This window comes from Streptomyces sp. NPDC003635, assembly GCF_053587635.1.
Genome location: NZ_JBSFOK010000079.1, coordinates 1 through 23,712, shown reverse-complemented (window position 1 = coordinate 23,712; position 23,712 = coordinate 1). Strand labels below are relative to the sequence as shown.

Below are 23,712 nucleotides of genomic sequence, written 5' to 3'. Positions count from 1 at the left end.
AAGTACATCCAGTACGAGGGCTTGCACCCGGCACGCCGAGAGCACGCACCGGACGCCGCTCCTTGACGGGCAAACGTTGCCTGACGCGGCACTAGGCGTGAGAAACGCGGTCCGCGGCCCCCGTCGTGGTCAACCTGAGCAGCGGTCTGGCCTCCCTCTCCCTGCTCGCCGGCCCGGACTCACCGACGCGCTTCTACCCCGGCCTGCCGCACCCGGCCTCCAAGACCGCGGTCAACGCGATCACCGTGCAGTACGCCAAGGCGTTCCCACAGATGCGGATCAACGCCGTCGAGCCCGGCTGCACGGCGACGGATCTCAACGGGCGCACGGGCACCCAGACCGTGGAGGAGGGCCCCGAGATCATCGTCCGCATGGCCCAGGCGGGCCCGGCCGGCCCGACGGGCGGCTACTTCTCGGCGGAGGGCCCCCTCCCCTGGTAGCGGGCCGTCCGTGCGAGGACATCGCGTCGGCCTAAACCCGGCGAGGCCTCGGGACCAGCTCCCCACCACAGTTGTGGCAGACATCCCGCATGGCCTCGCCGCACGGCACACAGAAAGTGCACTCGTAGGAACAGATCCGGGCCGGCCCGTCGGCCGGGAGAGCGGCCGTCTCACAACGCTCGCAGAGCTCGCGCATCTCCAGCGCCATGTCCGCACGCACCTTTCCTCGAATCGTCTGTCCGCCTCCCATCCTCCGCACCCCGGACCTGACCGAAAGCGTTCGACGGGACAAGGATCAACACGATCGGGCCACGTTCACGCCCACTCGACGGCGAAGGCGCGCGCCGCATTGTCGACCAGCATCCGCCGCACCAGCTCCGCACCCGCAGCGACCTCCAGCCGAGGCCGCACCCGCCGCAGCAGATGCGCCATTCCCGGCCCTCCGGCCACCGACTGCGCCGAGGCGGTCGTCGTGTCACCACCAAGGAGCAGCCGATCCCCGAAACCGGCCTCCATGAGGTCCCGCACGCTCTCCGGCATCCGCCAGTCCGTGCCGTGATGTGCCCGTGAAGACCCGTCAAGGGCCAGATAGCATCCCGCCCGAGCGGCGAGCCGCTGCATGACTCCATCAGGACAGCGATTGAGATGCCCGAGGATCACCCGCTCCGGCGGCACCCCCAACTCCCCGCACAGCAGGTCCAGTACGTCGAGTGCGCCGGTCCCCAGTTCCAGGTGCACGGCGATGGCGGCACCGGTGGCGTGATGCGCCTCGGCCGCCGCGGTCATCGTCCAACGGGCGTGGGCGTCGAGGACATGAAAGCCGCCGGCCACCTTCACGAAACCGGCCCGCACCCCCGACGCGCCGATGCCCACCGTGAGTTCGGCGACGAAGACCTCGGCGAGCCGCCCCCGCAGCTCGGCCAGGAGCGGCTCGTCGTAGTGAGCGGCTTGGTGCAACCCCGTGGCGGCCACCACATGCACGCCCGTCTCCCGTGAGAGCGGCGCCAGATCGGCGGCCCGCCGCCCGAGCCCGTACGGCGTCCACTGCACCACGCAGCCACCACCCTGATCCCGGAAGCCGACCAGCTCGGCCCGCGCCGCGGGAACACCGCGCAACTCCTCGCCGGCCAGCCGGGGACTGCTGAGGAACAGGTGGTCGTGCGCGTCGCACACGCCGAGCCGGTCGGGCGCCACATCCCCGAGCACGGTCCGCACGGCGCTCACCACAGCCGCCCCCGCGCCGCCCGCTCCCGGCCCGGCGCGGACAAGTGCAGCACCTCGAACACCTCGCCCTCGGCCTCGGGCGAGTCGTGCTCCCACAGCGAGAAGTGCACGAACTCCCAGGCCCCGGTGTCCACACCGCACGCCGCCAGTACGGCCCCGTCCTGCGCCGCGAGCCGCCGGACCTCGTCCACCGCCTGCGCCACGACCTCGGCCATCACCCCTCCGTCCGGCACAGGCCTCCGACGCCGAACAGCCGTCGTGCGCGGGAGGACGAGCCCTCCTCGAACGCCACCCCCGTCCACTGCCGCGCGGATGGCCGCCCGAAGTCATCGCAGATCCCCTGGAAACCACCGCCCCACAGAAAGGAGTTCATGCCCGCGACGGTGTTCCAGAGATAGAAGGGCGCGTACTGGTTCACCGGCGAGCCGCGCACCCCCCGCTCCCGCATCAGATAGGCCTTCACCCCCAACCCCTCCCACTGATCGAGCAGATGCCCCCGATCGGCGACGCGCCGCCGGATCACGCCCATGTCATAGTCGGCGGGCAGGCCGATCTCGTACTGCATCGCATGCACCACAAGCCCCCTGCTCAGTCGGACCGCTCAGCGGGACGAAGAAGGGCGAGCAGCCCCCGCACCCCGGTGTCGAAGGCGGCCGGCGAACCCGACGCCCGCGCCAGGACGTAGCCGCCCTGAACCGTCGCGACGATGGCCGCGGCGATCTCCTCGCCGTCCAGGCCGGCCGCGAACTGCCCCTGCTCCTTGCCGTCCTCGACGATCCCGGCGAGCCGTTCGCGCAGCCAGTCGAGGGTTTCGTCGACGGGCGCCCGCAGCACGTCGCTCGCCACGATCTCCGGGTCCATGGTCAGCCGCCCGACCGGACACCCGCGCAGCACATCGCGCTCCCGCCGCAGATACCCCTCGATGCGCTCGTACGGTGTCCCCGAGGCCCCCAGCACCGCCTCGGCGGCGGCCCGCATCTCCTCGGCCGTACGGCGGACCGCCGCCAGCGCGAGGTCGGGTTTGCCCTTGAAGTGGTGGTACATGCTGCCCTGGCCGGCCCCCGCGCGCTCCAGGATCGCCTTGGGGCTGGTACCGACGTAGCCGCGCTCCCACAACAGCTCACGCGTGGACTCGATCAACCGCTCCGGAGTGCTCACGCACGCCACTGTACATACTAGTAGTTACAGAATTCGAGTCCCCGAGGAGCAGCCACAGCACCCACGCCTACTCCTGGGGAGGTACACGCACTGCCGCTGCCCGTACGACGCCCCGGACCCCTTCCCGGAGCGAGCCTCGAGACATCACCAAAAGGTCCATCCGAACCGACTCGGGAGATGACTCGAGATGCAGACCATGGCACACTTCGCGGACGGCGGCCCCGGCCCCTGGATCCTGTTCTTCCCCCTCGTCTGGGCGGCTGTGGTGATCGGCGGCGTCACCCTCCTGCGCCGCACGGCCTCGCGCGGCCGCGGCCGGCCTCGTCCCCTTGTCGACGACAACTCACCCCTCACCGTGCTCGGCCACCGCTTCGCCTCCGGCGAGATCGACGAGGACGAGTACTGGCGCCGACTCTCCGTCCTGGACGAGCAGTTCGGCCGTACGGGCAAGGACGGTGCGGCATGACCGCCACGACCCTCACCGGCGCCGCCGCCCGGGTCGTGGACGCCGTCAAGGTCTACGGCACCGGCGCCAACGAGGTCCGAGCCCTGGACGGGGTGAGCGTCGGCTTCCCGGCCGGCCGCTTCACCGCGATCATGGGACCCTCCGGCTCCGGCAAGTCCACCCTGATGCACTGCGCCGCCGGCCTCGACACCCTCACCTCGGGCGCCGCCCACATCGGCGACACCGAACTGGGCGCCCTCGACGACCGGCGCCTGACCCTCCTGCGCCGGGACCGGGTCGGCTTCGTCTTCCAGGCCTTCAACCTGATCCCGACCCTCACGGTCGCGGAGAACATCACCCTGCCCCTGGACCTCGCGGGCAACAGGGGCAACCCGGAGTGGATCGACGCCCTGATCGACGTCGTGGGCCTGCGCGACCGCCTCCACCACCGCCCCGCCGAACTCTCCGGCGGCCAGCAGCAGCGAGTCGCCGTGGCCCGTGCCTTCGCCGGCCGACCGGACATCGTCTTCGCCGACGAACCGACCGGCAACCTCGACTCCCGCTCCGGCGAGGAGGTCCTCGGCCTCCTCGGCCGGGCCGCACGTGACACCGAGCGCACGGTCGTCATGGTCACCCACGACCCGGTGGCCGCCGCCCACGCCGACGAGGTCGTGTTCCTGGCCGACGGGCGCCTGGTCGACCGTATGACCGCACCGACCGCCGACCGGGTCCTGGACCGCATGAAGGCCTTCGAGGTGCGGTCATGACCGCGGCCTTCCGCCTCAGCGCGTCCTCCCTGCGCGCCCACAAGCGCCGCTTCGCCGGGACGTTCGTCGCGGTGTTCCTCGGCGTCGCCTTCCTCGCCGGAACGCTCGTCATGGGCGACACCCTGCGCGCGAGCTTCGCCACGATGTTCGGCAACGCGACCAGCGGCACCGACGCCGTGGTCCGCAGCGCCGACGCCATCACCACCCCCGGCGAGAGCGAGGGCGTACGCGAACCGGTGGCCACCGACCTCGCCGACACCCTCGCACGCCTCCCGGACGTAGCCGCCGCCGAGCCCAACATCGAAGGCGCCGGCCAGCTCGTCGGCCGCGACGGCGACCCCATCGGCGGCCAGGGCCCGCCCACCCTCGCCGGAAACTGGATCACCGACCCCGAGCTCAACCCCTACCAACTGGCCGAGGGCCGCGCCCCCGAGAAGTCCGGTGAGGTGGTGGTCAACCGGGGCACGGCCGAGCGAGGCGACCTGAGGATCGGCGACACGACGACCCTGCGCACCCCTGACCCCGTCCGGGTGACCGTCGTCGGCCTGGCGACCTTCGGCGGCGAGGACGGCATGGCCCAGGTGACCTACACCGGCATGACCCGAGCCGACGCCGAGAAGTACCTCACGGCCCGGCCGGGTGAGGCGGCGACCATCCTCGTACGAGCAGGTCCGGGCGTCAGCGAACAGGAACTGGTCGACCGCCTGACCCCCGCACTCCCCGGGGAAGTCGAGGCGATCACGGGCCAGGAGTCGGCCGAGGAGAACACTGAAATGATCTCCAGCCAATTCCTGACGATCTTCACCACCTTGCTCCTGGTGTTCTCCGGAGTGGCGCTGCTGGTGGCGACCTTCTCCATCCACAACACCTTCACCATCGTCGTGGCCCAACGCACCCGCGAGAACGCCCTGTTGCGAGCCCTGGGCGCCTCCCGCCGCCAGGTGACGGCCGCCACCCTCGTCGAGGCGACGGCCGTAGCCGTCACCGCCTCCCTCGCGGGCCTGGCGGGCGGCCTGGGCATGGCGGCCGGCCTCCAGGCACTCTTCCCGGCGATCGGATTCCCCTTCCCTGAGGGTGACTTGGTGATCGGCGCGCTGTCGATGGCGCTGCCCTTGGCGGTGGGCGTAGTGGTCTGCCTGGCCTCCGCCCTGCTCCCCGCGGCGAGGGCCGGCCGCACGGCGCCACTGGCGGTGCTGCGCGAGACGGCGGTGGACACCGCGGGAGCCTCCAGGCCGCGTGCCGGGGTGGGCCTCGGGCTGGTGGCCCTGGCTTTGGGGTTCACCCTGACCGGCGTACTGATGACCCCGAACATCTGGCTGGCGGGCACGGGCGCAGCCCTCGCCCTGGCCGCATTCGTCGTCCTGGGCCCGGTGGCCTCCACCACGGCGATCCGCATCCTCGGCGGCCCCCTCGCCCGACTCCGGGGCGTCACCGGTGGTCTGGCCCTCGGCAACGCCCTGCGCAGCCCGAGGCGCACGGCGGCCACCGCCGGTGCCTTGATGATCGGCGTGACCGTGGTGTCCCTCTTCACCGTCTTCGGCGCCTCCCTCAAGGCCACCATGGACCAGACCGTCTCCCGCTCCTTCGCGGGCGACGTGGCCGTGAGCGCGCCGTCCTTCGGGGCGGGCGGCAGCGGCCTCAGCCCGCGCCTGGCCGAGGCGGTCCAGGAACTCCCCGAGGTGGACACGGCGGTCGGCCTGGGCAGGGGAGTGGCCGAAGTGGACGGCAGGGGACGAGCCCTGACGGTCACCGACCCGGTGGCCCTGCAACGCACGTTCGACCTGGGCGACATCCAAGGCTCGCTGACCGGCCTGGGCGAGAACGGCATAGCGATCACCGAAGCGGAGGCGGAGAAGCAAGACCTCGAGCCCGGCGCGACGACGCGCTTGACCTTCACGGACGGCCGGACCGAGACCTTCACGGTCCGAGCGGTCTACGGCCGGTCGGAACTGGCGGGCGACTACGTCATCACACGTGCCGCATGGTCCCCCCACCGCACACAGGACGCGGACACCCTCATCGCCGTGTCCTTCGCGGACGGCGTGAGCGCGGAGACGGGCAAGGCGGCGGTGGAGAAGGAGGCAGCCAAGTACGGCGGCCCGGACGTACAGACGAGGGACGAGTACGCGCGGTCCTCCGCGGGTGCGATCGACATGATGTTGACCCTGGTCTACGCCCTCCTGGCGCTGGCGGTACTGATCGCGCTCCTCGGCATGGCCAACACGCTGACCCTGGCGATGCACGAACGCACCCGCGAACTGGGCCTGCTCCGGGCGGTGGGCCAGACCCGCTCCCAACTCCGAGCGATGGTCCACTGGGAATCAGTCCTGGTCGCCGCCTTCGGCACGACCGGTGGCCTGGCTCTGGGCGCCTTCCTGGGCTGGGTTCTGGTGAAGGCCTCGGACGGAGCAAGCGACAGCGCCTTCGCCGTAGCGCTCCCGCCGCTGCAACTCACAGTGGTAGCGCTGGTAGGCCTCACAGCCGGAGCCCTGGCGGCCGTGCGCCCGGCATCCAGGGCGGCACGCCTGAACGTCCTGCGCGCCATAGCCACGGACTGACGAGGAAGGCGCGCCGGTGCCGCGAGGGCTGGGGCCACCCACCCTCCGGGCCACGGGCAACAACTCTCACCGCCCGGTCAACCCACAACGGCCGACCGGGCGGGAGCCCTCTCGGGCCTGCGCAGATCCACGCGCGGCCCGACACTGGTGAACCGGTGCGCGGGAGCGTCCAGCACCGTCCGCCGAGGCGGACGCGCCGCCGCACGCGCGGACGTGGGTGTCGGAAGCGTGAACCACACGACCTTGCCCGACTCGCCGTCCGGCCGCACGCCCCAGCTCTCGCTCACCGCGGCCACCATCGCGAGCCCTCGCCCACAGGTGGCCATCGGCGCGACGGCCTCGATGTCCTCCACGACCGGCAGACGCGGGTCGTGGTCGTGCACGGAGACCATCAACCGGTCGAGCAGCAGCTCGATCTCCACGGTGCACGTCTTGTCGGGCTGTGCGTGCTGGTGGACGTTGGTCAACAGCTCCGTCACACCGAGCGCCGCCCGGTCTATCAGGGGATCCAGATGCCAGTAGCGCAACTGCGCCGATACGATTCTGCGGACCTGGCCGATCCGCGACGGCAGGGCTTGGAGCTCCACCGTGCAGTGCCTGCTTGGGTGACTGATCACGGCTGCGACTCCCCGACTTGAGGTCCGGAAGAACACGGGATTCGGATCGATCCAGCAGGGTGCCCGCGTACAACGGCCGCCTGCTGTCGTGGCCGGCGGCTGGTTCGCAGCGTTATCGCCGGTAAACCCTAAGTGACGTGAGACCAGCGTGACGCAGGGGATGCGGTACCGCAACTCGCCGTACGTCAGCGGTTACGCCCCGCCGCCTTCCGTACCGCCTCGATGAACCGGCGCGCGGCGGGCGGGCCGGGCTCGCCGGGTGCCGGGTCGTGGTCGCCCAGGGTCAGCAGGTACCGCTTGCCGTTGAGGTCCGCGAGCGCCCGGTCGTCCGGGGCGAACCAGGGCTTGGAGGCCCGCACCGCCTGGACCGGCGCGCTGTCGATCTCGCTGCCGTAGCTGGTGAGCAGTTCGAGCCGACCACCGCTGATCCGGACCTGTCCGGCCCGGGTGAGCGAGCGCAGCCGCTTCCCGATCCGCACGCCCGTGGCCGTGAACTCCGGCTCTGCCATGCCGTCCCGCCCCCTTGCGCGTGTCGGTCAGCCGGACCGAAGGGCCCGCGTGGGCGAGGTCCGGCTCGTGTCGTGATCCGGCGCCCTGGGTGTTCGTGATCCAGTGTGCGCCCTCGGTGCAGTCTGCCCGCACCCAGGCGGGAGCACCAGTGCGTAGGGCGCGGTGGGCGGCCGGGGCCGGAGCATTCGCCGAATGCGCCCCCGGCCGGTCCCCGACCGGGCCGCGACCCATCCGCGCAGCCCGCCCCCAGTGTGGCCTTTGAGGCTCTCAAAGCCCTGTTTATGCAGGTGAGAAGCGTGCGGAAGGTGTCTATGATCGGGGCGTCGGCCGCGCCGCGACCCGCACGGCGCGCAGCGTTAGGAGCCCGCCGTGAGCACCCCCCAGCAGACCCGGACCGGCGAAACCCTCGACACCCTCGATGTCGACCACACCGACGTCGGCTATCGGATCTGGCTGAAAGAGGCCGTCCGGAAGGTGCAGGCCGACGCGAACCGCTCGGCCGACACGCACCTGCTCCGCTTCCCGCTCCCCGAGCAGTGGGGCATCGACCTCTACCTGAAGGACGAGTCGACGCACCCGACGGGCAGCCTCAAGCACCGCCTCGCCCGCTCACTGTTCCTGTACGGCCTGTGCAATGGCTGGATCCGGCCGGACCGCCCGGTCATCGAGGCGTCCAGCGGCTCCACCGCCGTCTCCGAGGCGTACTTCGCGAAGCTGATCGGGGTGCCCTTCATCGCCGTCATGCCGCGCACGACGAGCGCCGAGAAGATCCGTCTCATCGAGTTCCACGGCGGGCAGTGCCACTTCGTGGACGACCCCCGCACGATGTACGAGGAGTCCGCCCGCCTGGCGGTGGAGACCGGCGGCCACTACATGGACCAGTTCACCTACGCGGAACGGGCCACGGACTGGCGCGGGAACAACAACATCGCCGAATCCATCTTCCGTCAGCTGGAGTTGGAGCGTTACCCCGTGCCCGCGTGGATCGTCGCCACGGCCGGTACCGGCGGCACCTCGGCGACCGTCGCCCGCTATGTCCACTACACGCAGCACGACACCCGCATCTGTGTGGCCGATCCCGAGAACTCCTGTTTCTTCGAGGGCTGGACCACCGGCGATCCGGACGTCACCTGCGACTGCGGCTCGCGTATCGAGGGCATCGGCAGGCCCCGGATGGAGCCGAGCTTCGTGCCGGGCGCGATCGACCGGATGATGAAGGTGCCGGACGCGGCGAGCGTCGCCGCGGTCCGGGCGTTGGAGAAGGCCATCGGCCGCAAGGCGGGCGGCTCGACGGGCACCGGGCTGTGGAGCGCGCTGAAGATCGTCGCGGAGATGGTGGCCGAGGGCCGCCAGGGCAGTGTGGTGACGCTGCTGTGCGACCCGGGGGACCGTTACCTGGACAAGTACTACTCGGACGCCTGGCTCGCCGAGCAGGGGCTGGACATCCAGCCGTACACCGAGGCGATCGAGTCGCTGCTGGAGACGGGCGTCTGGCCGTCCTGACTCAGGATCGCGTGAGCCGCCGGTCGAGCGCGGTGACCGCGTCGCGGAACGACCGGCCCAGACCGGGACGCGCCGCCTTCAGCATCATCCGCAGGGGCGCCGGGCCGTCCGCCGCGAACGTCCACCGCACCCGGGTGCCCCTGCCGGCCGGGGTCAGGCGCCACTCCTCGACCAGGGCGCGCAGGCCGGGGGCGTTGGTGGCGTCGACGCGGTAGGCGTACATCTCGGCCGGGTCCGCCGCGAGGACGCTCTCCTCGAAGCGGATGCCCCCGCGCAGGCGTACTCGGCGTCCGACCTTGGCGTCCTCGATCGGCTCGGCGTGCGTCACGGCCGAGAACCACTCGGCCCAGCCTGGCACGTCCTCGGCGAGGGCGTGGAAGACGGCGTCGGGCGACGCGGAGATCTCGCGGGCGAAGACCAGTCGAACCGGAGCGGTCTCGGCGAAGCCGAGCTCTTCGTGCCGTAGTCGACGGAGCATGGGCCCAACCCCCTTGGCGATGGCCGGAGGCGTCACCTTAGCTGACAGTGCGTCAGCTGTCTGTACCGTCCTCGTCCTCCGGCTCACCCGCGACGACCAGCCGCCGCAGCCGCTCCGACACCTGCTCCCGCGCCTCGGCCTCGAGCCCGCGGTCCGTGACGAGCGTATCGACCTGGTTCAGCGTCGCGAACGAACTCAGGCCCACCACACCCCACTTGGTGTGGTCGGCGACCACCACGACCCGGCGCGCCGACTGCACGAGCCGCCGGTTGGTCTCGGCCTCGGCGAGGTTCGGGGTGGACAGGCCGGCCTCCACCGATATCCCGTGCACGCCGAGGAACAGCATGTCGAAGTGCAGGGCGGCGATGGCCTGGTCGGCCACCGGTCCGACCAGGGAGTCGGAGGGGGTGCGCACGCCGCCGGTCAGTACGACCGTGGCCGCGCCCTGCCGGGGGCCGGAAGTGCGCTGGGCGACATGGAAGACGTCGGCCACCCGGACCGAGTTGGTGACCACGGTCAGATCGGGCACGTCGACCAGTTGATGCGCGAGCGCGTACGTCGTCGTACCGCCCGACAGCGCGATCGCCGCACCCGGGGCGACCAGTTGCGCCGCGGCCCGCGCGATGTCCTCCTTGGCGGTCAGCTCCAGGCCCGACTTGGCCTCGAAGCCCGGCTCATGGGTGCTCGCCTCGACCACCGGGACGGCGCCGCCGTGCACCTTCTCCAGCACGCCCTGCCGGGCCAGCGCGTCGAGATCGCGTCGTACGGTCATGTCCGACACGCCGAGCTTGCGGGTGAGCTCGTTGACCCGGACCCCGCCGCGGCGCCGGACCTCGTCCAGGATCAGGGCGCGCCGCTGCTCCGCGAGGAGGTTCTGATTCTCACTCACGTACGCTCCGGTTCCTTTCGCCTCAAGCCGTCTCGCCCGCCTCGCGCACCCGTTTCGGCGGGTCGTCCTCGCTGTTCGGGTGTGCGGACGTCCCATCCTCGCACGCCGGGACACGGCACGCGCCACCGACCGGCCCGACGCGCGCATGTCACGAGCCTCCCATCCGTCGCCCGCTTGTCACCCGGATCGGGGAGATTCCGTGACGAGGGGTGTGAGCCGCCCGCGCAGCGGCGATCCTGGTGCCCGCACCGACACAAGCGACGGCTCGGCACGGGGGAAGTGCGAACAGTGGAGCGTGCGTCAGAACGTGTCTCGACGGGCGGGTCCGCGGCGGGCGGATCCGAGACCGCCTTGGAGCTCCTGGTCCACGGCGTGGGCGGCACGACGCCCCAGGAGATGCTCGGCGACCCCCGCACGGTACGGGTCACCGGCGACGACACCGCGGCCATGTTCCGGCGGGCCGACGACGCCGACGCCGAGTCCCGCCCGGACGACTACCGCGACCGGCCGGTGCCCGAGGCCTACGTATGGTGCAACCTCACCTCCGGCAACGGCGCCCGCGCTCTGTGGCTGTTGCTGCTGCCGTTCATGGTGGTCAACCTCGCCCACTGGATGCGCCCCTGCACCCGCGGCCGGGTGCGCACGGTACGTCTGTACGGCGTGCTCGTCCGGCTCGCCGGACTGTCCCTGACGGTGCTGCTGGTCGCGGCGGCCTGCGAGGTGGCGCTCGATCTGGCGGCCTGGCAGTGCGCGGGCACGCGCGCGTGCGCCGAGCGCAACTCGTGGCTGGGCTTCCTGTCACCCGATTCCTCCGACGGCGGCTGGTGGAGCGTGCCCGGACGCCGCCTCGCCCTCGCCGCACTGGTGCCGCTCGCCCTGACCGGACTGCTCTGGTACCTCTCCCACCGCACCTGGAGGGCGTACGAGTCCCAGGAGCCCTTGCCCCACGTCCCGGCACCCGACGAGGACACCGACCGCACCGCGCTCGGCCGTCCCGGCTTCTGGTACGGCCGTCGTCTCGTGGCCAGGCTGCGCGCCGCGCACACCGCCGCGGGCCTGCTGACGGTCGCCGCCGCGGCCGGCCTGCCCGCGGCCCGCTTCGACCACCGCTCCGGCGGCCCCGCCACCCTCGACGCCCTCGGCCGCCTCCTGGAGACGGCCCTGCTGCTCGCGGCGGCCGGCGTGGTGTGGGTGGTCTGCCGCCGGGGCCGCAGCGAGCACCGCCTCGACCAGGAGCTCGACGACCGTCTCGTACGGAGGCTGCCGCTCGCCTGTGTCGCCCTGCTCGCCCTGACCCTGGTGTACGCGGGCTGGGGGCGGCCGGGGTGGGTGTCCAGCGGCCGGCTGCCCGGCGACGCCACGTTCGGCGCGCTCGCCTTCACGCAGGGCCTGCTCGTCATCGTCCTCGCCGCGATCGCCCATGTCCTGCACCGCACCCACCCCGACTCGCGCGCCGCGATGCGCGGGCTCGGCGGGCCCGCCGTCGCCATGCTGGCCTGCGCCCTCGGTGGAGTGATGTCCGGCGGCCTGGCCCAGCGCGTCGCCGACTGGCTGGACGGCACCCACGCGTCGATCCCCGGCCCGCCCGTCCTGCTGACCTGGCAGGCCTCCGTGATCCCGCCGCTGCTGGTGCTGGTACTCCTGCTGTGCGGCTGGCTCGGCCGCCGGACCCTGCGGCTGGCCCGCGCCGAACGGGCCGTGGTGGAGCGCGAGCACCGGGGCGAGCCCGAGGACAGCACGCGCAGCCGCCGTATCGCCCGCACCCGCGCGATGGCCACCCTCACCGACCGCGGCCCCCTGCTCGTCGCCGTCGTGTCCACCACGACCCTGCTGCTCGGTGCGGGAGCCCTTGTGGGCGCCTGGGCCACCGACGAGACGCCGGCCGAGGCGAGCGAACCGGCGCACGCCTTCGTCCAGGGAGCCGCCGAGACGGCCCAGGCACTCGGTTCCTGGCTGATCGGCCTGGGCTTCATACTGTTCGTCACCTGGGGTCGGCGCGCCTACAAGGACGCCTCCGCCCGCCGCACCATCGGCATCCTGTGGGACGTCGGCACCTTCTGGCCGCGCGCCGCCCACCCCTTCGCGCCGCCCTGCTACGCCGAGCGCGCGGTGCCCGATCTGACCTGGCGGATGGCGACCTGGACCCGGGCCACCGGCGGACGGCTGGTGCTCTCCGGCCACTCCCAGGGCAGCGTCCTCGCCGCGGCCGCCGCCTGGCAGCTGAAATCATCGGTCCGCAAACGCGTCGCCCTGCTGACCTACGGCTCCCCGCTGGAGCGCCTGTACGGCCGCTGGTTCCCGGCCCACTTCGGCCCGGCCGCGCTCAGCGCCCTCCACCACGACGTCGACTGCTGGCGCAATCTGCACCGGCCCACCGACCCCATCGGCGGCCCCGTCCTGCTGCCCGGCGCCTGCGGCCCCGAGGTGGACCGGGACGCCCTGAGGGACCCCCTCGCCTACGGCCGCACCGAGCTGCATCCGCTGCCCGCGCCGATCCTCGGCCACTCCGACTACCAGGCGGACCCGGCCTTCGCCGAGGAACGCGAACGGCTGCTGGCCCGGCTGCGGCCCGATCTGCCCGTCCAGCGGGCCGAGCCCTGACCCGAGCGCGGCGTCGTGAGCGCTACATCGCTCCCGACAGCACGGACAGGACGTTGCCCGCCGGGTCCTTGAACCAGGCGATGTCCGGTCCCGTGCCGTCACCGGCGCCCCGGGCGATGCCCTGGTCGTCCTGCCCGAACCCCTCGTACCGCTCGAAGGTCACGCCGCGCGCGCCGAGGTCGGTGACGGCCTGGTCGATGTCGTCCACGGGGAAGTTGAGGATGGTGAACGTGGCCGGCGTGTGGTTGTCCTTCGGATAGACGAACACGGTGGTGTCCCCGCCCAGGTGCAGGACCAGGTTGCCGTGTTCCTCCGACACCCGGATGCCGAGGGTGGTGCCGTAGAACTCCTTCGCCCTGCCGATGTCGTCCACCGCGAAACCGCTGAACGCCTTGCTCTGTCCCAGCATGGCCGTGCCTTTCCGTGCGCGCTGTGCGTGTTCACCTCGTCACGGACGCCATGGTTCCAGGGGGCCGCGGTCACGGCGACTCGGGCAGGTCCTCCGCGTAGAGCAGGGTCAGATCGTCGGTGCTGGGCTCCGCCAGCTGGGCGACGCGGCCCGCGTGTCGTTCCACCATGGCCTCGAAGGTCTGCCGCGCGGTGCGGCCGTTGCCGAACGCGGGCCCCTTGGGCATCGCCGTGAAGTACGCGAGCAGCGCCTCGTCGGCGCCCGGCGCGAGCCGGTACTCGTGCTCGTCGGCCTGCTGCTCCACGATCCGCAGCAGTTCCTCGGGCGTGTAGTCGCAGAAGGTGATGGTCCGCGAGAAGCGGGAGGCCACACCCGGGTTGACGGAAAGGAACCGTTCCATCTCCGCCGTATAGCCCGCGACGATCACGACCACAGCGTCGCGGTGGTCCTCCATCAGCTTCACCAGGGTGTCGATGGCCTCCTTGCCGAAGTCCCGGCCGGAGTCCTCCGGGGAGAGCGCGTAGGCCTCGTCGATGAACAGCACACCGCCGCGCGCCTTGTCGAAGGCCTCCTGGGTGCGGATCGCGGTGGAGCCGATGTGCTCGCCGACCAGGTCGACCCGGGACACCTCGACCAGGTGCCCCTTCTCCAGGACGCCGAGGGAGGCGAGGATCTCGCCGTAGAGGCGGGCGACCGTGGTCTTGCCGGTGCCGGGGGAGCCGGTGAAGACCAGGTGCCGCTTCACGGAGGCGGCCTTCAGGCCCGCCTGCTGGCGGCGCCGGCCCACCTCGATCATGTCGGTGAGCGCCCGCACCTCGCGCTTGACGCTGTCCAGGCCCACCAGCGCGTCCAGTTCACCGAGTACCGCCTTGGAGGTCCTGGCGGGCGGCTCCGGCGCCGTGGGCGCGATCAGCGGCTCCTGCTCGGTGGCGCGCTGGCCGGGGATCGAGCCGAGCAGGCCCGGGGACTGGTTCGCCGTCTGCACGGCCGTCTCGCGGGGTGCGGCGGGCTGGCGCAGCCCGGCGCTCTCGTCGCTGGTGCAGTCCTCCACCACCGGCCCCGACCCGGAGCCCGCGTCCGGGCCGCCGTCGGCGAACTCGTAACCGCCGCGCGCGCAGCGCTCGGTGCGGCACTTCTTCAACGTCGTACGGCAGCCGTCGATGACATGGAAGCCGTACCCCGCGCTGCCGGTCACGCGACAGTTGAGGAAGCTGCCCCGGCCGCCCGCGGACACGTAGAAGCCGGCTTCGGCGGGGGAGTCGACCGTGCAGCGCTCGATGGTGGGGTCGGCGCCCTTGGTGACGATCACCCCGGTCTGCACGCCGTCCAGCGTGCAGTTGGCCAGCGTGCCGCCGCTGCCGTGGTCGCGGAACCACGCGCCGGTCGCCGCGTCCCGGATACGGCAGTCGTCGAGCTGGGCGGTGGCGCCGTCGCTGACCGACACCGCGGTGTTGCGGACCTGCGTCAGGTCGCTGTCGACGACGTCCGCCCGCGAGCCCCGGTCGAGCACGAACAGGGCGTCGGGCACGTCGTGCACGCGGCAGGAGTCCAGGACCGCGGTGGCGCCGTCGCTGACCCAGACGGCCGGGTAGTCGCCGGTGGAGTCGAAGATCTCGCACTGGTTGGCGTCCACGCGCGTGCCCGGGTCCCACACCGACAGACCATTGCGTCCGAACTGCCGCACGGTGGTGCGGGTCAGGGTCAGCACGGAACGGGAACGCAGATCGACCGCGTTCTCCGGGATGTCGTGGATACGGCAGTCGGCGAGCGTGAGCACGGCGTCCGTGTCGAGGGTGACCCCGTCCGCGGTGGTGCGGTGGACATCGCAGTCGGTGAGATGCGCGGTGGCCCGGCCGGTGATCTGCACGCCGCTGCCGCGGACCTCGTACACCTCGCAACCGACGGCCTCCAGCGCGGAGTTCTCACCCGTCGCGGCCAGGCCGGCGCCCGAGGAGTGGTGCACCCGGCAGCGCTCCAGACGGGGGTGGCCGCCGCCGCGCACCGCGACACCGGACTGACCCGCGGAGACGACCTCGCACTCCTCGAACACACCGCCCCCGCCGTCGACCACGGCGATGCCGATGCCCGCGGGGTTGTCGACGGTGCACCGGCGCACGGCCGGCCGCGCCCCGCCGCGCACCTCGATCCCGGCCGCGGACCGGGTGACGATCCGCAGGTCCACCAGCTCCGGCGCGCCCTCCTCCACCAGCACCGCGGGCGCCGCCGCGTCCTGGCCCTCCACGTGCAGGTCCTGGATCACGGCCGAGGCGCGCACGGTCAGCGGCACACCGTCCAGGGGAGCGATCCGCACCGAGCCGGGAGAGCCCTCGGGGCCGCGCAGGGTCACCGGCCGCTGGACGACGAGGTTCTCCCGGTAGGTGCCGGGCGCGATGGTGAGGACGTCACCGTCGGCCGCGGCCTGAAGCGCTGCGGCGAGCGACGCGTACTCACCCGTGCGGCGCCGCCACCGCGATGTGCCGGTGTGCGTCACCTGGACCGTGCCCTGTGCCATGGCGTTGCTGTGCCCCCACCTCGGTCGTACTGATGGCTCGTTCACCTTCGGGGCGCGTCGGCCACCCCAGCGGCTGCTCGCGCGGGTCGTCGCCGATGACTCGGCCGGTCCACCGTAGCGTGCGCGCAGGTCCGGGGTTGACCAGAGCCGGAACGCGGTCAGCTGCCGGTGCCGGTGCGGCCCCAGTCCGGTCCGGCCCGGTCCCAGGCCTGGTCCCAACGGGCGTACCGGCGACGGACCATGCGCCAGACGATCAGCCTTCTGGCGCACTCGACCATGCCGATGACCACCAGGGCCGCGCCTAACCCGGCGAGCACGGCATGGGTGGTGGCCGTCGCGGAGTCCAGCGGGCGGGCGGCTATGCGGCCCTGACGGTCCGTCCAGATCGTGAAGCGCTCGCCGGGCTCCGGGTTCTCGATGCGGGCGGTGACCGGGCCGTGCCGGTCGGTGCCGTCCGGTGCCGTCCAGTCGGCCAGCACGCGGGTGCGGACCTCGCGGCCGGAGGCGGCGGCCTCGGGATCGGCGTTGAACGGGGAGTCGTCCAGGGGGCGGGCCACGGTCGCGGTCACCTGGTGGCGGGCCGCCCGCTGTTCGCGCACCGACTCCTGCAGCGCGTCCTGCGCGAGGCCACCGGTCAGGGCGCCGGACACGGGGGCCAGGACGAGGATCAGCAGCAGGGCCGACAGCCCCACCCAGGCCTCGGCCAGATCGGTCGGCCGACGCAGCGGGTTGTGCCGCCAGCGCCAGAGCCCGCAGATCGCTCGCACCGTCCCGCACCCCCTTCCCGCTCCGTGATAACCCCCCGCGGAGCCGCTCACGCGCGATCCCGGCCGAAGAGAGAGCGAAATCACCCGGGCCGAGATTCTCATGAACTGCTCGCGAAACGCTCAACGAGCAGGCCGGCGGCCGGGGTTCCCGCCCGCGGCCAGGGCTTACGAGAGGGCCCTGACCTGGGGTGAGGCCGGGGCGGGGCTTATGAGCGGAGCTTGACCGGGGTGAGGCAGGTGTTGGGCCGGGGCTTTCGAGCGGACCTGGACCGGGGGCGATGAAGGACCGGGGCGGGGCTTACGAGCGGACCTCGACCGGGTCGCCGACCCGGATCGTGCCGCCGGTCAGCGGCACCAGGTTCTGGCCGAACACGAGCTTGCCGCCGATGCGCCGGTGCCGGCCCAGCGTGAAGAGCGGCTCCTTGCCCCGCCCCGCCGTCTCCTGGTCGGTCGTCGTGACCACGCACCGGCCGCACATCTTGGCGACCCGGAAGGCGACTTCGCCGATGGTGACGCGCGTCCAGTCGTCCTCGGCCCAGGCTTCGGTGCCGGACACGACGACGTTCGGCCGGAAGCGGTTCATGGGCAGCGGACCCTCGCCCGCGTGATCGCCGTCGGCGATCAGGGAGTTGAGGGCGTCGAGGGAGGCCGTCGAGGCGAGCAGCAGCGGGTAGCCGTCGGCGAAGCTGACGGTCTCACCGGGCTGCGCGTACTCCGGGTCCACCGGCCGGCGCGTGGCCGGGTCGTCCATGTGCACGAGCCGCGTCCCGGCGCCCAGGTAGGCGCTCAACCAGGCGTGCACGGCGGGGTCCTCGGCGGGGACGGCCTCGACCTTGTCCCGGAAGATCTCCGCCCAGACGGTCGTGCCCGGCCGCGGCACCGGCACGGTCAGCGGGTCCATTCCCGGCGCGGACAGCCGAAGGCCGCCGTCGGGCAGAAGCTCGGCGGCGGCCACGGCGAGGCGCGGTTGCTGGCGTTGTGTGACGACCTTTCCCCCGTCGTCGATCAGCATCCAGCGACGATCACCGGTCAGCCCCCAGGGCTCCACGACTGCCTCCCGGGGCGCGATGCCCCGGAACGCCTTGACCGGATGAACGTGAATCGACTGCAGTTGCGCGTTCCCCATGAGGTCATCGTGCCAGGTGGCACGGACCGGCGGGGGACCGGCTCAGTAGCCGCGGTACTGCTGGTTGTTGTACGGGTCCTGGTACATGGGCGCCGCGGGCCGGGGGGCCGCGGGACGCATCGCCTCGTAGCCCGCGGGCGCCGCGGGGCGCGGCTGCTGGGGCTGCGGGCCGGGGTACCCGCGGGGCGCGGCCGCCTGCTGCGGGATGTAGGCCGCGGGGGCCTGCTGCAGCGGGGCGGGCTGGGGCGCCTGCGGGTAGCCGTACGAGGGCTGGGAGGGGGCGGCCGGGAGGGCCGGCAGCGCCGACGGCAGCGCGGGCAGGTGACTGCCCGGGGTGTCGTAGGCGGCGGGGACCCGGATCGGGGCGATCTGCGGGGTACCCCGCTCGGCCACGAGGGAGTCGTAGATCGGGGTGTCCGGGAAGGAGGCGGAGTAGTAGCCGCCGCCATAGGTGGAGCGGGGGGAGGTCATGGCACATAAGTTAAGCCCACGATGTGCTGGTTGGGGAGACCGATAAGAGGGTTGTTTTCCGTGTCGGCGGTGGCCTGGGATCCCCAATGCGAGCGAACTTGGGAAAAAGGGGCGCGGATCGGCGTGCGGATGCGGTAAAGGCCGAGTTCCAAGCGGGTTACCGGCGGTTGGCCAGCGATCTTCCGAGTCCTGATCGTGGAGGTTCCCCGCTCGTTGGGAATAGGTTGACCCGTACGGAACCGAAGTGCGGAACCGAATGGACTTGCCGGGCGTGACCTGGCGCGCTGACACGTGATGGGGGCGGACATGTCAATGCCGAAAGGATCCAATGTTCCGGTGCCGACGACGGCGCTGCGCGTCGAATTGGGCTGGCGTTCCGGGCCGGGGGTGCCCGACGCCGACGCCTCGGCGCTGCTGCTGGTCGGCGGGAAGGTCCGTTCCGACGCGGACTTCGTCTTCTACAACCAGGCGGTGCACGCCTCCGGCGCGGTCCGCCACGAGGGCAAGCGGGACGCCGGCGGCCGGGTGACCGACAGCCTCCTCGTCGACCTCGCGCGCGTGGAGCCCGCGATCGACACCGTCATCCTCGCCGCCTCCGCCGACGGCGGCTCCTTCGGGCAGGTCCCCGATCTCGCCATCGAGGTCAAGGACGCCGCCCAGGGCACCTCGGTCGCCCGCTTCGACAGCACCGGCGCCACTGTCGAAACGGCCTTCGTGCTGGGCGAGTTCTACCGCCGCCAGGGCGCCTGGAAGTTCCGTGCCGTCGGCCAGGGCTACAGCAGCGGCCTGGAGGGACTGGCCACCGACTACGGCATCACGGTCGACGAGCCCCAGCAGCCCGCCCCCATGCCGACACCCGTGGCGCCGCCGGTCGCTCCCGCGGCGACCGTGCCGCCCCCGCCCGCCATGCCGCCCGCCGCCCCGCCCCCGCCGCAGGCGGCTCCGGTCAGTCTCAGCAAGGTCACGCTCACGAAGGCCGCCCCCGCGGTCTCCCTGACCAAGCAGGGCGGCACGTCCGGCGCCCTGCGGGTGAACCTCAACTGGGAGGTGCGCAAGCAGTTCTCGGGCTGGGCGAGCAAGCTGGGCCGCCCGGTCGCCATGCACAACGACCTCGACCTCGACCTGTGCGCCCTGTACGAGCTCACCGACGGCAGCAAGGGTGTCGTCCAGGCGCTCGGCAACGCCTTCGGCGCCCTGCACCAGCCGCCGTACATCCACCTCGACGGCGACGACCGCACCGGCGCGGTGGCCAGTGGCGAGAACCTCACCGTCAATCTCGACTTCCAGCGGGCCTTCCGGCGCATCCTGGTCTTCGTGACCATCTACGAGGGCGCGCGTTCCTTCGCCGACCTGCACGCCACGGTCACCCTCAGCCCGCAGTACGGCGCCCCGGTCGACTTCTCGCTCGACGAGTGCACGGTCCCCTCGACGGTGTGCGCGCTGGCCCTGATCACCAACACCGGCAGCGATCTCGTGGTCCAGCGCGAGGCCCGCTACCTGGTGCCCGAGCGCGGGGTCAGCCCGCAGCGGACTGTCGATTACGCGTACGGCTGGGGCATGAACTGGACGCCGGGCCGCAAGTAGTCAGCCCTCGTCGGGCACCGCGTCCGGGCGCGTGTACGTGCGGCCCTTCCAGGCCGCACCCCGCCCCCGGTAGTGCTGCACCGCCGAGTCGACGGTCATCAGCAGATAGAGGAACGCGGTGAACGGCAGCAGGGGAGCGAGCCACAGCGGCTGCCGGTAGTAACGGAGCATCGGGACGTACGTCCCGGTCATCACCAGCCACGCGAGCCCGCCGATGACCGCGGTCGCCGGATCCCCGGTGGCCACGGCGGTGGGCGGTACGAGATAGACCAGCGCCAGCCCGGCGACTGTACCGGCGAGCAGCAGCGGGTTGTGCCGCAGTTGCGCGTAGGCGCTGCGGGAGACCATCCGCCACAGGTCGTGCAGGCGCGGATACGGCCGGACGCTGTCGACCCGGTCGGCCAGGCCCAGCCAGATGTGCCCGCCACCGGCCTTCACGGCCCGCGCGAGCGCCACGTCGTCGATGACGGCGTGCCGGATGGCGTCCGGGATCCGGGCCCGCTCCGCGGCGTCCGCGCGCAGCAGCACACAGCCGCCCGCCGCGGCGGCCGTACGTGTCCCCTTCTTACCGATCCGGCGGAACGGATACAGCTGCGCGAAGAAGTAGACGAAGGCCGGCACGACCAGCCGCTCCCAGACGCTCGCCACGCGCAGCCGGGCCATCTGGGACACGGCGTCGAAGCCACCGGTGCCCGCCGCGGCGACGAGGTGTCTCAGGCTGTCGGGCGCGTGGGCGATGTCGGCGTCGGTCAGCAGCAGATACTCGGGGTCACGCGCGCGTGCCAGGCCGATACCGTGCCGCACCGCCCACAGTTTTCCGGTCCAGCCCGCGGGCGGCTCACCGGGTGAGCCCACGGTCAGCGGCAGCCCGCCGTGCCGCTCGGACAGTTCCCGCGCCAGTGGTCCGGTGCCGTCGGAACTGTCGTCGTCGACGAGGAAGATCTCCGCCCGTCCCGGATAGTCCTGGGCCAGCAGCGAGGGCAGGCTGTCGGGGAGTACGGCCGCCTCGTCCCGCGCGGGGACCACGACACACACGGACGGCCACGCGCGGGGATCACGCCGGGAGGGCAACCGTACGTCCGTACGCCAGAAGAAGCCCTGACAGAGCAGCAGCCACAGCCAGGCGGCGAGTGATCCGGCGGCGATCCACACGAAGGCGCTCACCCGCGCAGTCTGCCCCACCGGACGGGCCCCCAAGGGGCCATCGTCTATCGTGGCCGGGTGAAGATCGCGCTGATGGACTCAGGAATCGGCCTGCTGGCGGCCACCGCCGCGGTACGACGGCTGCGGCCCGACGCAGATCTCGTCCTCTCCCTCGACCCCGACGGCATGCCTTGGGGAGTGCGGACCCTGGAAGACCTCATCGGGCGCGCCGTCGCCGTCGCCGAGGCCGCCGCCGCGCATCGGCCCGACGCGCTGATCATCGGCTGCAACACCGCGACCGTGCACGCCCTGCCCACGCTGCGGACCCGTCTGGAACCCGAGATCCCGGTGATCGGCACCGTCCCCGCGATCAAGCCCGCGGCGGCCGGCGGCGGACCCGTCGCGATCTGGGCCACCCCCGCCACCACCGGCAGCGCCTACCAGCGCGATCTGATCGAGGCCTTCGCCGACGGCGTGAAGGTCACCGAGGTGCCCTGCTACGGGCTCGCCGAGGCCGTGGAGCACGCCGACGAGGACGCCGTCGCCACCGCCGTCGCCGCGGCGGCCGCCCTGACCCCCGACGACGTGACGACCGTCGTCCTCGGCTGCACCCACTACGAACTGGTCGCCGAGCGCATCCGCGTCGCCGTGCAGCGCCCCGGCCGCCCGCCGCTCGTCCTGCACGGCTCCGCCGGAGCGGTCGCCGCCCAGGCGTTGCGCCGGATCGGCGCGCTGCCCGCACCCGAGGCCGACGTCGACGGCACCGTCACCGTGCTGCTGAGCGGGCGTGAGGGTCCCCTGCCCGAGCCCGCCCTCGCCTACGAAGAGGGACAGCTGCTCCAGGCGGCCATGCCCGCGCGGTGACCGCCGATCCGGCCAGGAACCCCCGGCCGGCCGAGTGACCCTGCGCGACGAGGTAGCCGCGCAGCGAAACCTGAGTAACCTCATAGCCATGAGGGACCACCCCCACGGCGAGCACGCGCCGCATCCCGACGTCTGGACCGGACGGGCCACCAACCGCGTCCAGTGGCTGCTGGCGCTCGTCGGGGCCGCGTGCATGGCGCTCGGCATCGAGCTGGCCGTCGACTCGGCCTGGACCTCCGGCGTCGCCCCGCTCGCGATGGCCGTCGTCGGCTGCATCGCGGCCGGTCTGCTGGTGCTGTTCGGCACGCTGGCGTTCGTGCACGTCGCGCTCAAGGTGGACCTGGAGTGCCTCGAGGTGCGCTGCGGCCACATGGGTGTCCCGCGCCGCCGGATCCCGCTGTCGCATGTCGCGGGCGCCGACTTCGCCCCGCTCGTCACCCCGCGGCACTGGGGCGGCTGGGGTTATCGCTGGCGGCCCGAGAAGGGCACCGCGGTCGTCGTACGGCGTGGTGAGGGGATCGTGCTGCGGCTGTGGGACGGCCACACGTTCACGATCACCATCGACGACGCCGAGGCCGCCGTACGGGTCATCCGGGACCGGCTCCGCGCGGGGAGCACCGGCGCGGCGCTCTGACCTCACACCGGGCGGGGCGGGCGGGCCTCAAGACCGCCCGCGGACGACGCGTCTGGCATCGGGCGGGCGGTGGCCAGGCCCGCGAGCAGTCCCGCGCCGACCGACACCGTGGTGAAGCTGAGCGCGTTGCCGATCGCGGCGATCGCCGCGAGACCGGTCAGGGCCGCGCCGGCGGTGAGGACGACGGCGGTCGGGCGGGGCGAGCGCCAGAGCGCGAACAGCACCCAGCAGAACGCCGCCGCCAGCAGCACCACCCCGACGACGCCCTGCTCGGCCGCCTGCTGCAAGGGCGCCGAATGCGGCTTGCCGTCGGAGAGCAGCGTGCCGGTCGCCGTCGTGGACAGCTCTCCGAAGCGTCCCGGGCCCACGCCCAGGGCCGGGTCCCGCTCGGCCAGGCCCAGGGCGTCGTGCCACAGGTCCAGCCGGTGCCCGGTGAGCTGGCCCTCCAGCGACGCGGCCAGCCCGTCCGGTACCGCCTTTCCGGCGATCGCCCAGGTCAGGCCGGTCACCAGGGCCGTGGTCAGGACCAGCCCCGCGATACCGACGCCACGTTGGGGCATCCGGCCGGCGGCGAGGGAGCACAACAGCACCGCGGAACAGGCCACGAGGCCCGTGGTGGAGCCGAGGGCGGCCGCGGTCACCGCGATGGCGGCGGCCAGCAGACGCAGGGAGAGGCGCAGGGCGGGCGCGGTGGCGGCCCAGGCCGCGCAGCAGGCGGCACCCGTGGAGAGGGTGAGCAGGGCGGCGGTGGCTCCGGCCTGGCCGAGCGGCGGAACGATGGCGGGGTCCGGGCCCAGGTGGGGGAGTGTCATCGTCAGCGCGACTCCGCCGAGGGCGGCGGCGCAGGGTGCGGCCACCGGCAGCAGGGCGCCGCTGATGCGGCCGGCCGCGTAGCCGGCGGCGACCGCCAGGATCGCCACGCGCGGCTACCGCGTCCCCGCCCTCGGCCTCATGTGCGTCGTCGGCCTCCTCGCCTCCGCGGCCGCCATGGTCATCGGCTTCGTACCGCCCT

At 72.6% G+C, this 23,712-nt stretch carries 22 protein-coding genes and 2 pseudogenes; 9 read left to right on the top strand and 15 right to left on the bottom strand.

Features of this window, described 5'->3' with window-relative positions:
* Positions 1–107: 107 nt before the first annotated feature.
* Positions 108–440: pseudogene (locus tag ACWDRW_RS38680) on the top strand (short-chain dehydrogenase); the annotation flags it as partial.
* 31 nt (positions 441–471) lie between these two features.
* Here ACWDRW_RS38680 and ACWDRW_RS38675 read toward each other — a convergent pair.
* From ACWDRW_RS38675 to ACWDRW_RS38660, 4 genes and pseudogenes are all read right to left on the bottom strand, one after another.
* Positions 472–648: a DUF1272 domain-containing protein gene (locus tag ACWDRW_RS38675; protein ID WP_451732776.1), complete on the bottom strand. Its 177-nt coding sequence runs from the start codon at positions 646–648 to the stop codon at positions 472–474.
* Between the two features lie 107 nt (positions 649–755).
* Complete coding sequence (locus ACWDRW_RS38670) at positions 756–1,664, bottom strand: phosphotriesterase family protein (protein ID WP_451732770.1); 909 nt, start codon at positions 1,662–1,664, stop codon at positions 756–758.
* Positions 1,661–2,238, bottom strand: a pseudogene (locus ACWDRW_RS38665) (DUF4865 family protein). The gene ACWDRW_RS38670 and the pseudogene ACWDRW_RS38665 overlap by 4 nt, the downstream one beginning before the upstream one ends.
* Before the next feature lie 14 nt (positions 2,239–2,252).
* Complete coding sequence (locus ACWDRW_RS38660; protein WP_451732767.1) at positions 2,253–2,822, bottom strand: TetR/AcrR family transcriptional regulator; 570 nt, start codon at positions 2,820–2,822, stop codon at positions 2,253–2,255.
* A 187-nt stretch (positions 2,823–3,009) separates the two neighbouring features.
* Here ACWDRW_RS38660 and ACWDRW_RS38655 point away from each other — a divergent pair, with 187 nt between their 5' ends.
* The 3 genes from ACWDRW_RS38655 to ACWDRW_RS38645 are packed head-to-tail and all read left to right on the top strand — an operon-like array spanning position 3,010 to position 6,592.
* Positions 3,010–3,288, top strand: coding sequence for an SHOCT domain-containing protein (locus tag ACWDRW_RS38655; protein ID WP_451732764.1), 279 nt, complete (start codon positions 3,010–3,012; stop codon positions 3,286–3,288).
* The gene (locus tag ACWDRW_RS38650; protein WP_451732761.1) at positions 3,285–4,034 is read left to right on the top strand and encodes an ABC transporter ATP-binding protein; all 750 of its coding nucleotides are present in this window, start codon (positions 3,285–3,287) and stop codon (positions 4,032–4,034) included. Before ACWDRW_RS38655 ends, ACWDRW_RS38650 begins: the two co-directional genes overlap by 4 nt.
* Positions 4,031–6,592, top strand: coding sequence for an ABC transporter permease (locus ACWDRW_RS38645; RefSeq protein WP_451732758.1), 2,562 nt, complete (start codon positions 4,031–4,033; stop codon positions 6,590–6,592). Before ACWDRW_RS38650 ends, ACWDRW_RS38645 begins: the two co-directional genes overlap by 4 nt.
* Positions 6,593–6,669: 77 nt before the next feature.
* On the opposite strand, the gene ACWDRW_RS38640 is transcribed toward ACWDRW_RS38645, so the two are convergent.
* Both ACWDRW_RS38640 and ACWDRW_RS38635 read right to left on the bottom strand, forming a co-directional pair.
* Complete coding sequence (locus ACWDRW_RS38640; protein WP_451732755.1) at positions 6,670–7,209, bottom strand: ATP-binding protein; 540 nt, start codon at positions 7,207–7,209, stop codon at positions 6,670–6,672.
* 185 nt (positions 7,210–7,394) lie between these two features.
* Complete coding sequence (locus ACWDRW_RS38635; RefSeq protein ID WP_451732752.1) at positions 7,395–7,718, bottom strand: hypothetical protein; 324 nt, start codon at positions 7,716–7,718, stop codon at positions 7,395–7,397.
* A gap of 370 nt (positions 7,719–8,088) precedes the next feature.
* Between ACWDRW_RS38635 and ACWDRW_RS38630 the strand changes: the two genes are divergently transcribed.
* Positions 8,089–9,222 carry a PLP-dependent cysteine synthase family protein gene (locus ACWDRW_RS38630; protein WP_451732749.1) on the top strand — a complete coding sequence of 378 codons (1,134 nt, stop codon included), beginning with the start codon at positions 8,089–8,091 and terminating at the stop codon, positions 9,220–9,222.
* 1 nt (position 9,223) lies between these two features.
* Here the strand turns inward: ACWDRW_RS38630 and ACWDRW_RS38625 are convergent, their stop codons facing one another.
* On the bottom strand, positions 9,224–9,700 hold the full coding sequence (locus ACWDRW_RS38625) for an SRPBCC family protein (protein ID WP_451732746.1): 477 nt from the start codon (positions 9,698–9,700) through the stop codon (positions 9,224–9,226).
* Between the two features lie 52 nt (positions 9,701–9,752).
* Positions 9,753–10,589, bottom strand: coding sequence for a DeoR/GlpR family DNA-binding transcription regulator (locus ACWDRW_RS38620; protein WP_451732744.1), 837 nt, complete (start codon positions 10,587–10,589; stop codon positions 9,753–9,755).
* A 288-nt stretch (positions 10,590–10,877) separates the two neighbouring features.
* Here ACWDRW_RS38620 and ACWDRW_RS38615 point away from each other — a divergent pair, with 288 nt between their 5' ends.
* The gene (locus ACWDRW_RS38615) at positions 10,878–13,190 is read left to right on the top strand and encodes a hypothetical protein (protein ID WP_451732741.1); all 2,313 of its coding nucleotides are present in this window, start codon (positions 10,878–10,880) and stop codon (positions 13,188–13,190) included.
* 22 nt (positions 13,191–13,212) lie between these two features.
* Here ACWDRW_RS38615 and ACWDRW_RS38610 read toward each other — a convergent pair whose 3' ends face one another.
* From ACWDRW_RS38610 to ACWDRW_RS38590, 5 genes are all read right to left on the bottom strand, one after another.
* Complete coding sequence (locus ACWDRW_RS38610; RefSeq protein WP_451732738.1) at positions 13,213–13,599, bottom strand: VOC family protein; 387 nt, start codon at positions 13,597–13,599, stop codon at positions 13,213–13,215.
* A gap of 70 nt (positions 13,600–13,669) precedes the next feature.
* Positions 13,670–16,111, bottom strand: a complete 2,442-nt coding sequence (locus tag ACWDRW_RS38605) for a right-handed parallel beta-helix repeat-containing protein (protein ID WP_451732735.1) — start codon at positions 16,109–16,111, stop codon at positions 13,670–13,672.
* 158 nt (positions 16,112–16,269) lie between these two features.
* A complete protein-coding gene (locus ACWDRW_RS38600) occupies positions 16,270–16,878 on the bottom strand; it encodes an Rv1733c family protein (protein ID WP_451732733.1) in 609 nt (202 codons plus the stop codon).
* A 298-nt stretch (positions 16,879–17,176) separates the two neighbouring features.
* Positions 17,177–18,004, bottom strand: coding sequence for an MOSC domain-containing protein (locus ACWDRW_RS38595; RefSeq protein WP_451732730.1), 828 nt, complete (start codon positions 18,002–18,004; stop codon positions 17,177–17,179).
* Between the two features lie 42 nt (positions 18,005–18,046).
* Positions 18,047–18,475: a DUF6643 family protein gene (locus tag ACWDRW_RS38590; RefSeq protein WP_451732727.1), complete on the bottom strand. Its 429-nt coding sequence runs from the start codon at positions 18,473–18,475 to the stop codon at positions 18,047–18,049.
* Between the two features lie 312 nt (positions 18,476–18,787).
* Here ACWDRW_RS38590 and ACWDRW_RS38585 point away from each other — a divergent pair, with 312 nt between their 5' ends.
* The gene (locus ACWDRW_RS38585; RefSeq protein WP_451732773.1) at positions 18,788–20,059 is read left to right on the top strand and encodes a TerD family protein; all 1,272 of its coding nucleotides are present in this window, start codon (positions 18,788–18,790) and stop codon (positions 20,057–20,059) included.
* Here the strand turns inward: ACWDRW_RS38585 and ACWDRW_RS38580 are convergent, their stop codons facing one another.
* The gene (locus tag ACWDRW_RS38580; protein ID WP_451732724.1) at positions 20,060–21,241 is read right to left on the bottom strand and encodes a glycosyltransferase; all 1,182 of its coding nucleotides are present in this window, start codon (positions 21,239–21,241) and stop codon (positions 20,060–20,062) included.
* 39 nt (positions 21,242–21,280) lie between these two features.
* Here ACWDRW_RS38580 and ACWDRW_RS38575 point away from each other — a divergent pair, with 39 nt between their 5' ends.
* Both ACWDRW_RS38575 and ACWDRW_RS38570 read left to right on the top strand, forming a co-directional pair.
* Complete coding sequence (locus ACWDRW_RS38575) at positions 21,281–22,066, top strand: glutamate racemase (RefSeq protein WP_451732721.1); 786 nt, start codon at positions 21,281–21,283, stop codon at positions 22,064–22,066.
* A gap of 88 nt (positions 22,067–22,154) precedes the next feature.
* Positions 22,155–22,700: a hypothetical protein gene (locus ACWDRW_RS38570; RefSeq protein ID WP_451732718.1), complete on the top strand. Its 546-nt coding sequence runs from the start codon at positions 22,155–22,157 to the stop codon at positions 22,698–22,700.
* A 2-nt stretch (positions 22,701–22,702) separates the two neighbouring features.
* Here the strand turns inward: ACWDRW_RS38570 and ACWDRW_RS38565 are convergent, their stop codons facing one another.
* Positions 22,703–23,620: an O-antigen ligase family protein gene (locus ACWDRW_RS38565; RefSeq protein WP_451732715.1), complete on the bottom strand. Its 918-nt coding sequence runs from the start codon at positions 23,618–23,620 to the stop codon at positions 22,703–22,705.
* Positions 23,621–23,712 lie beyond the last annotated feature (92 nt).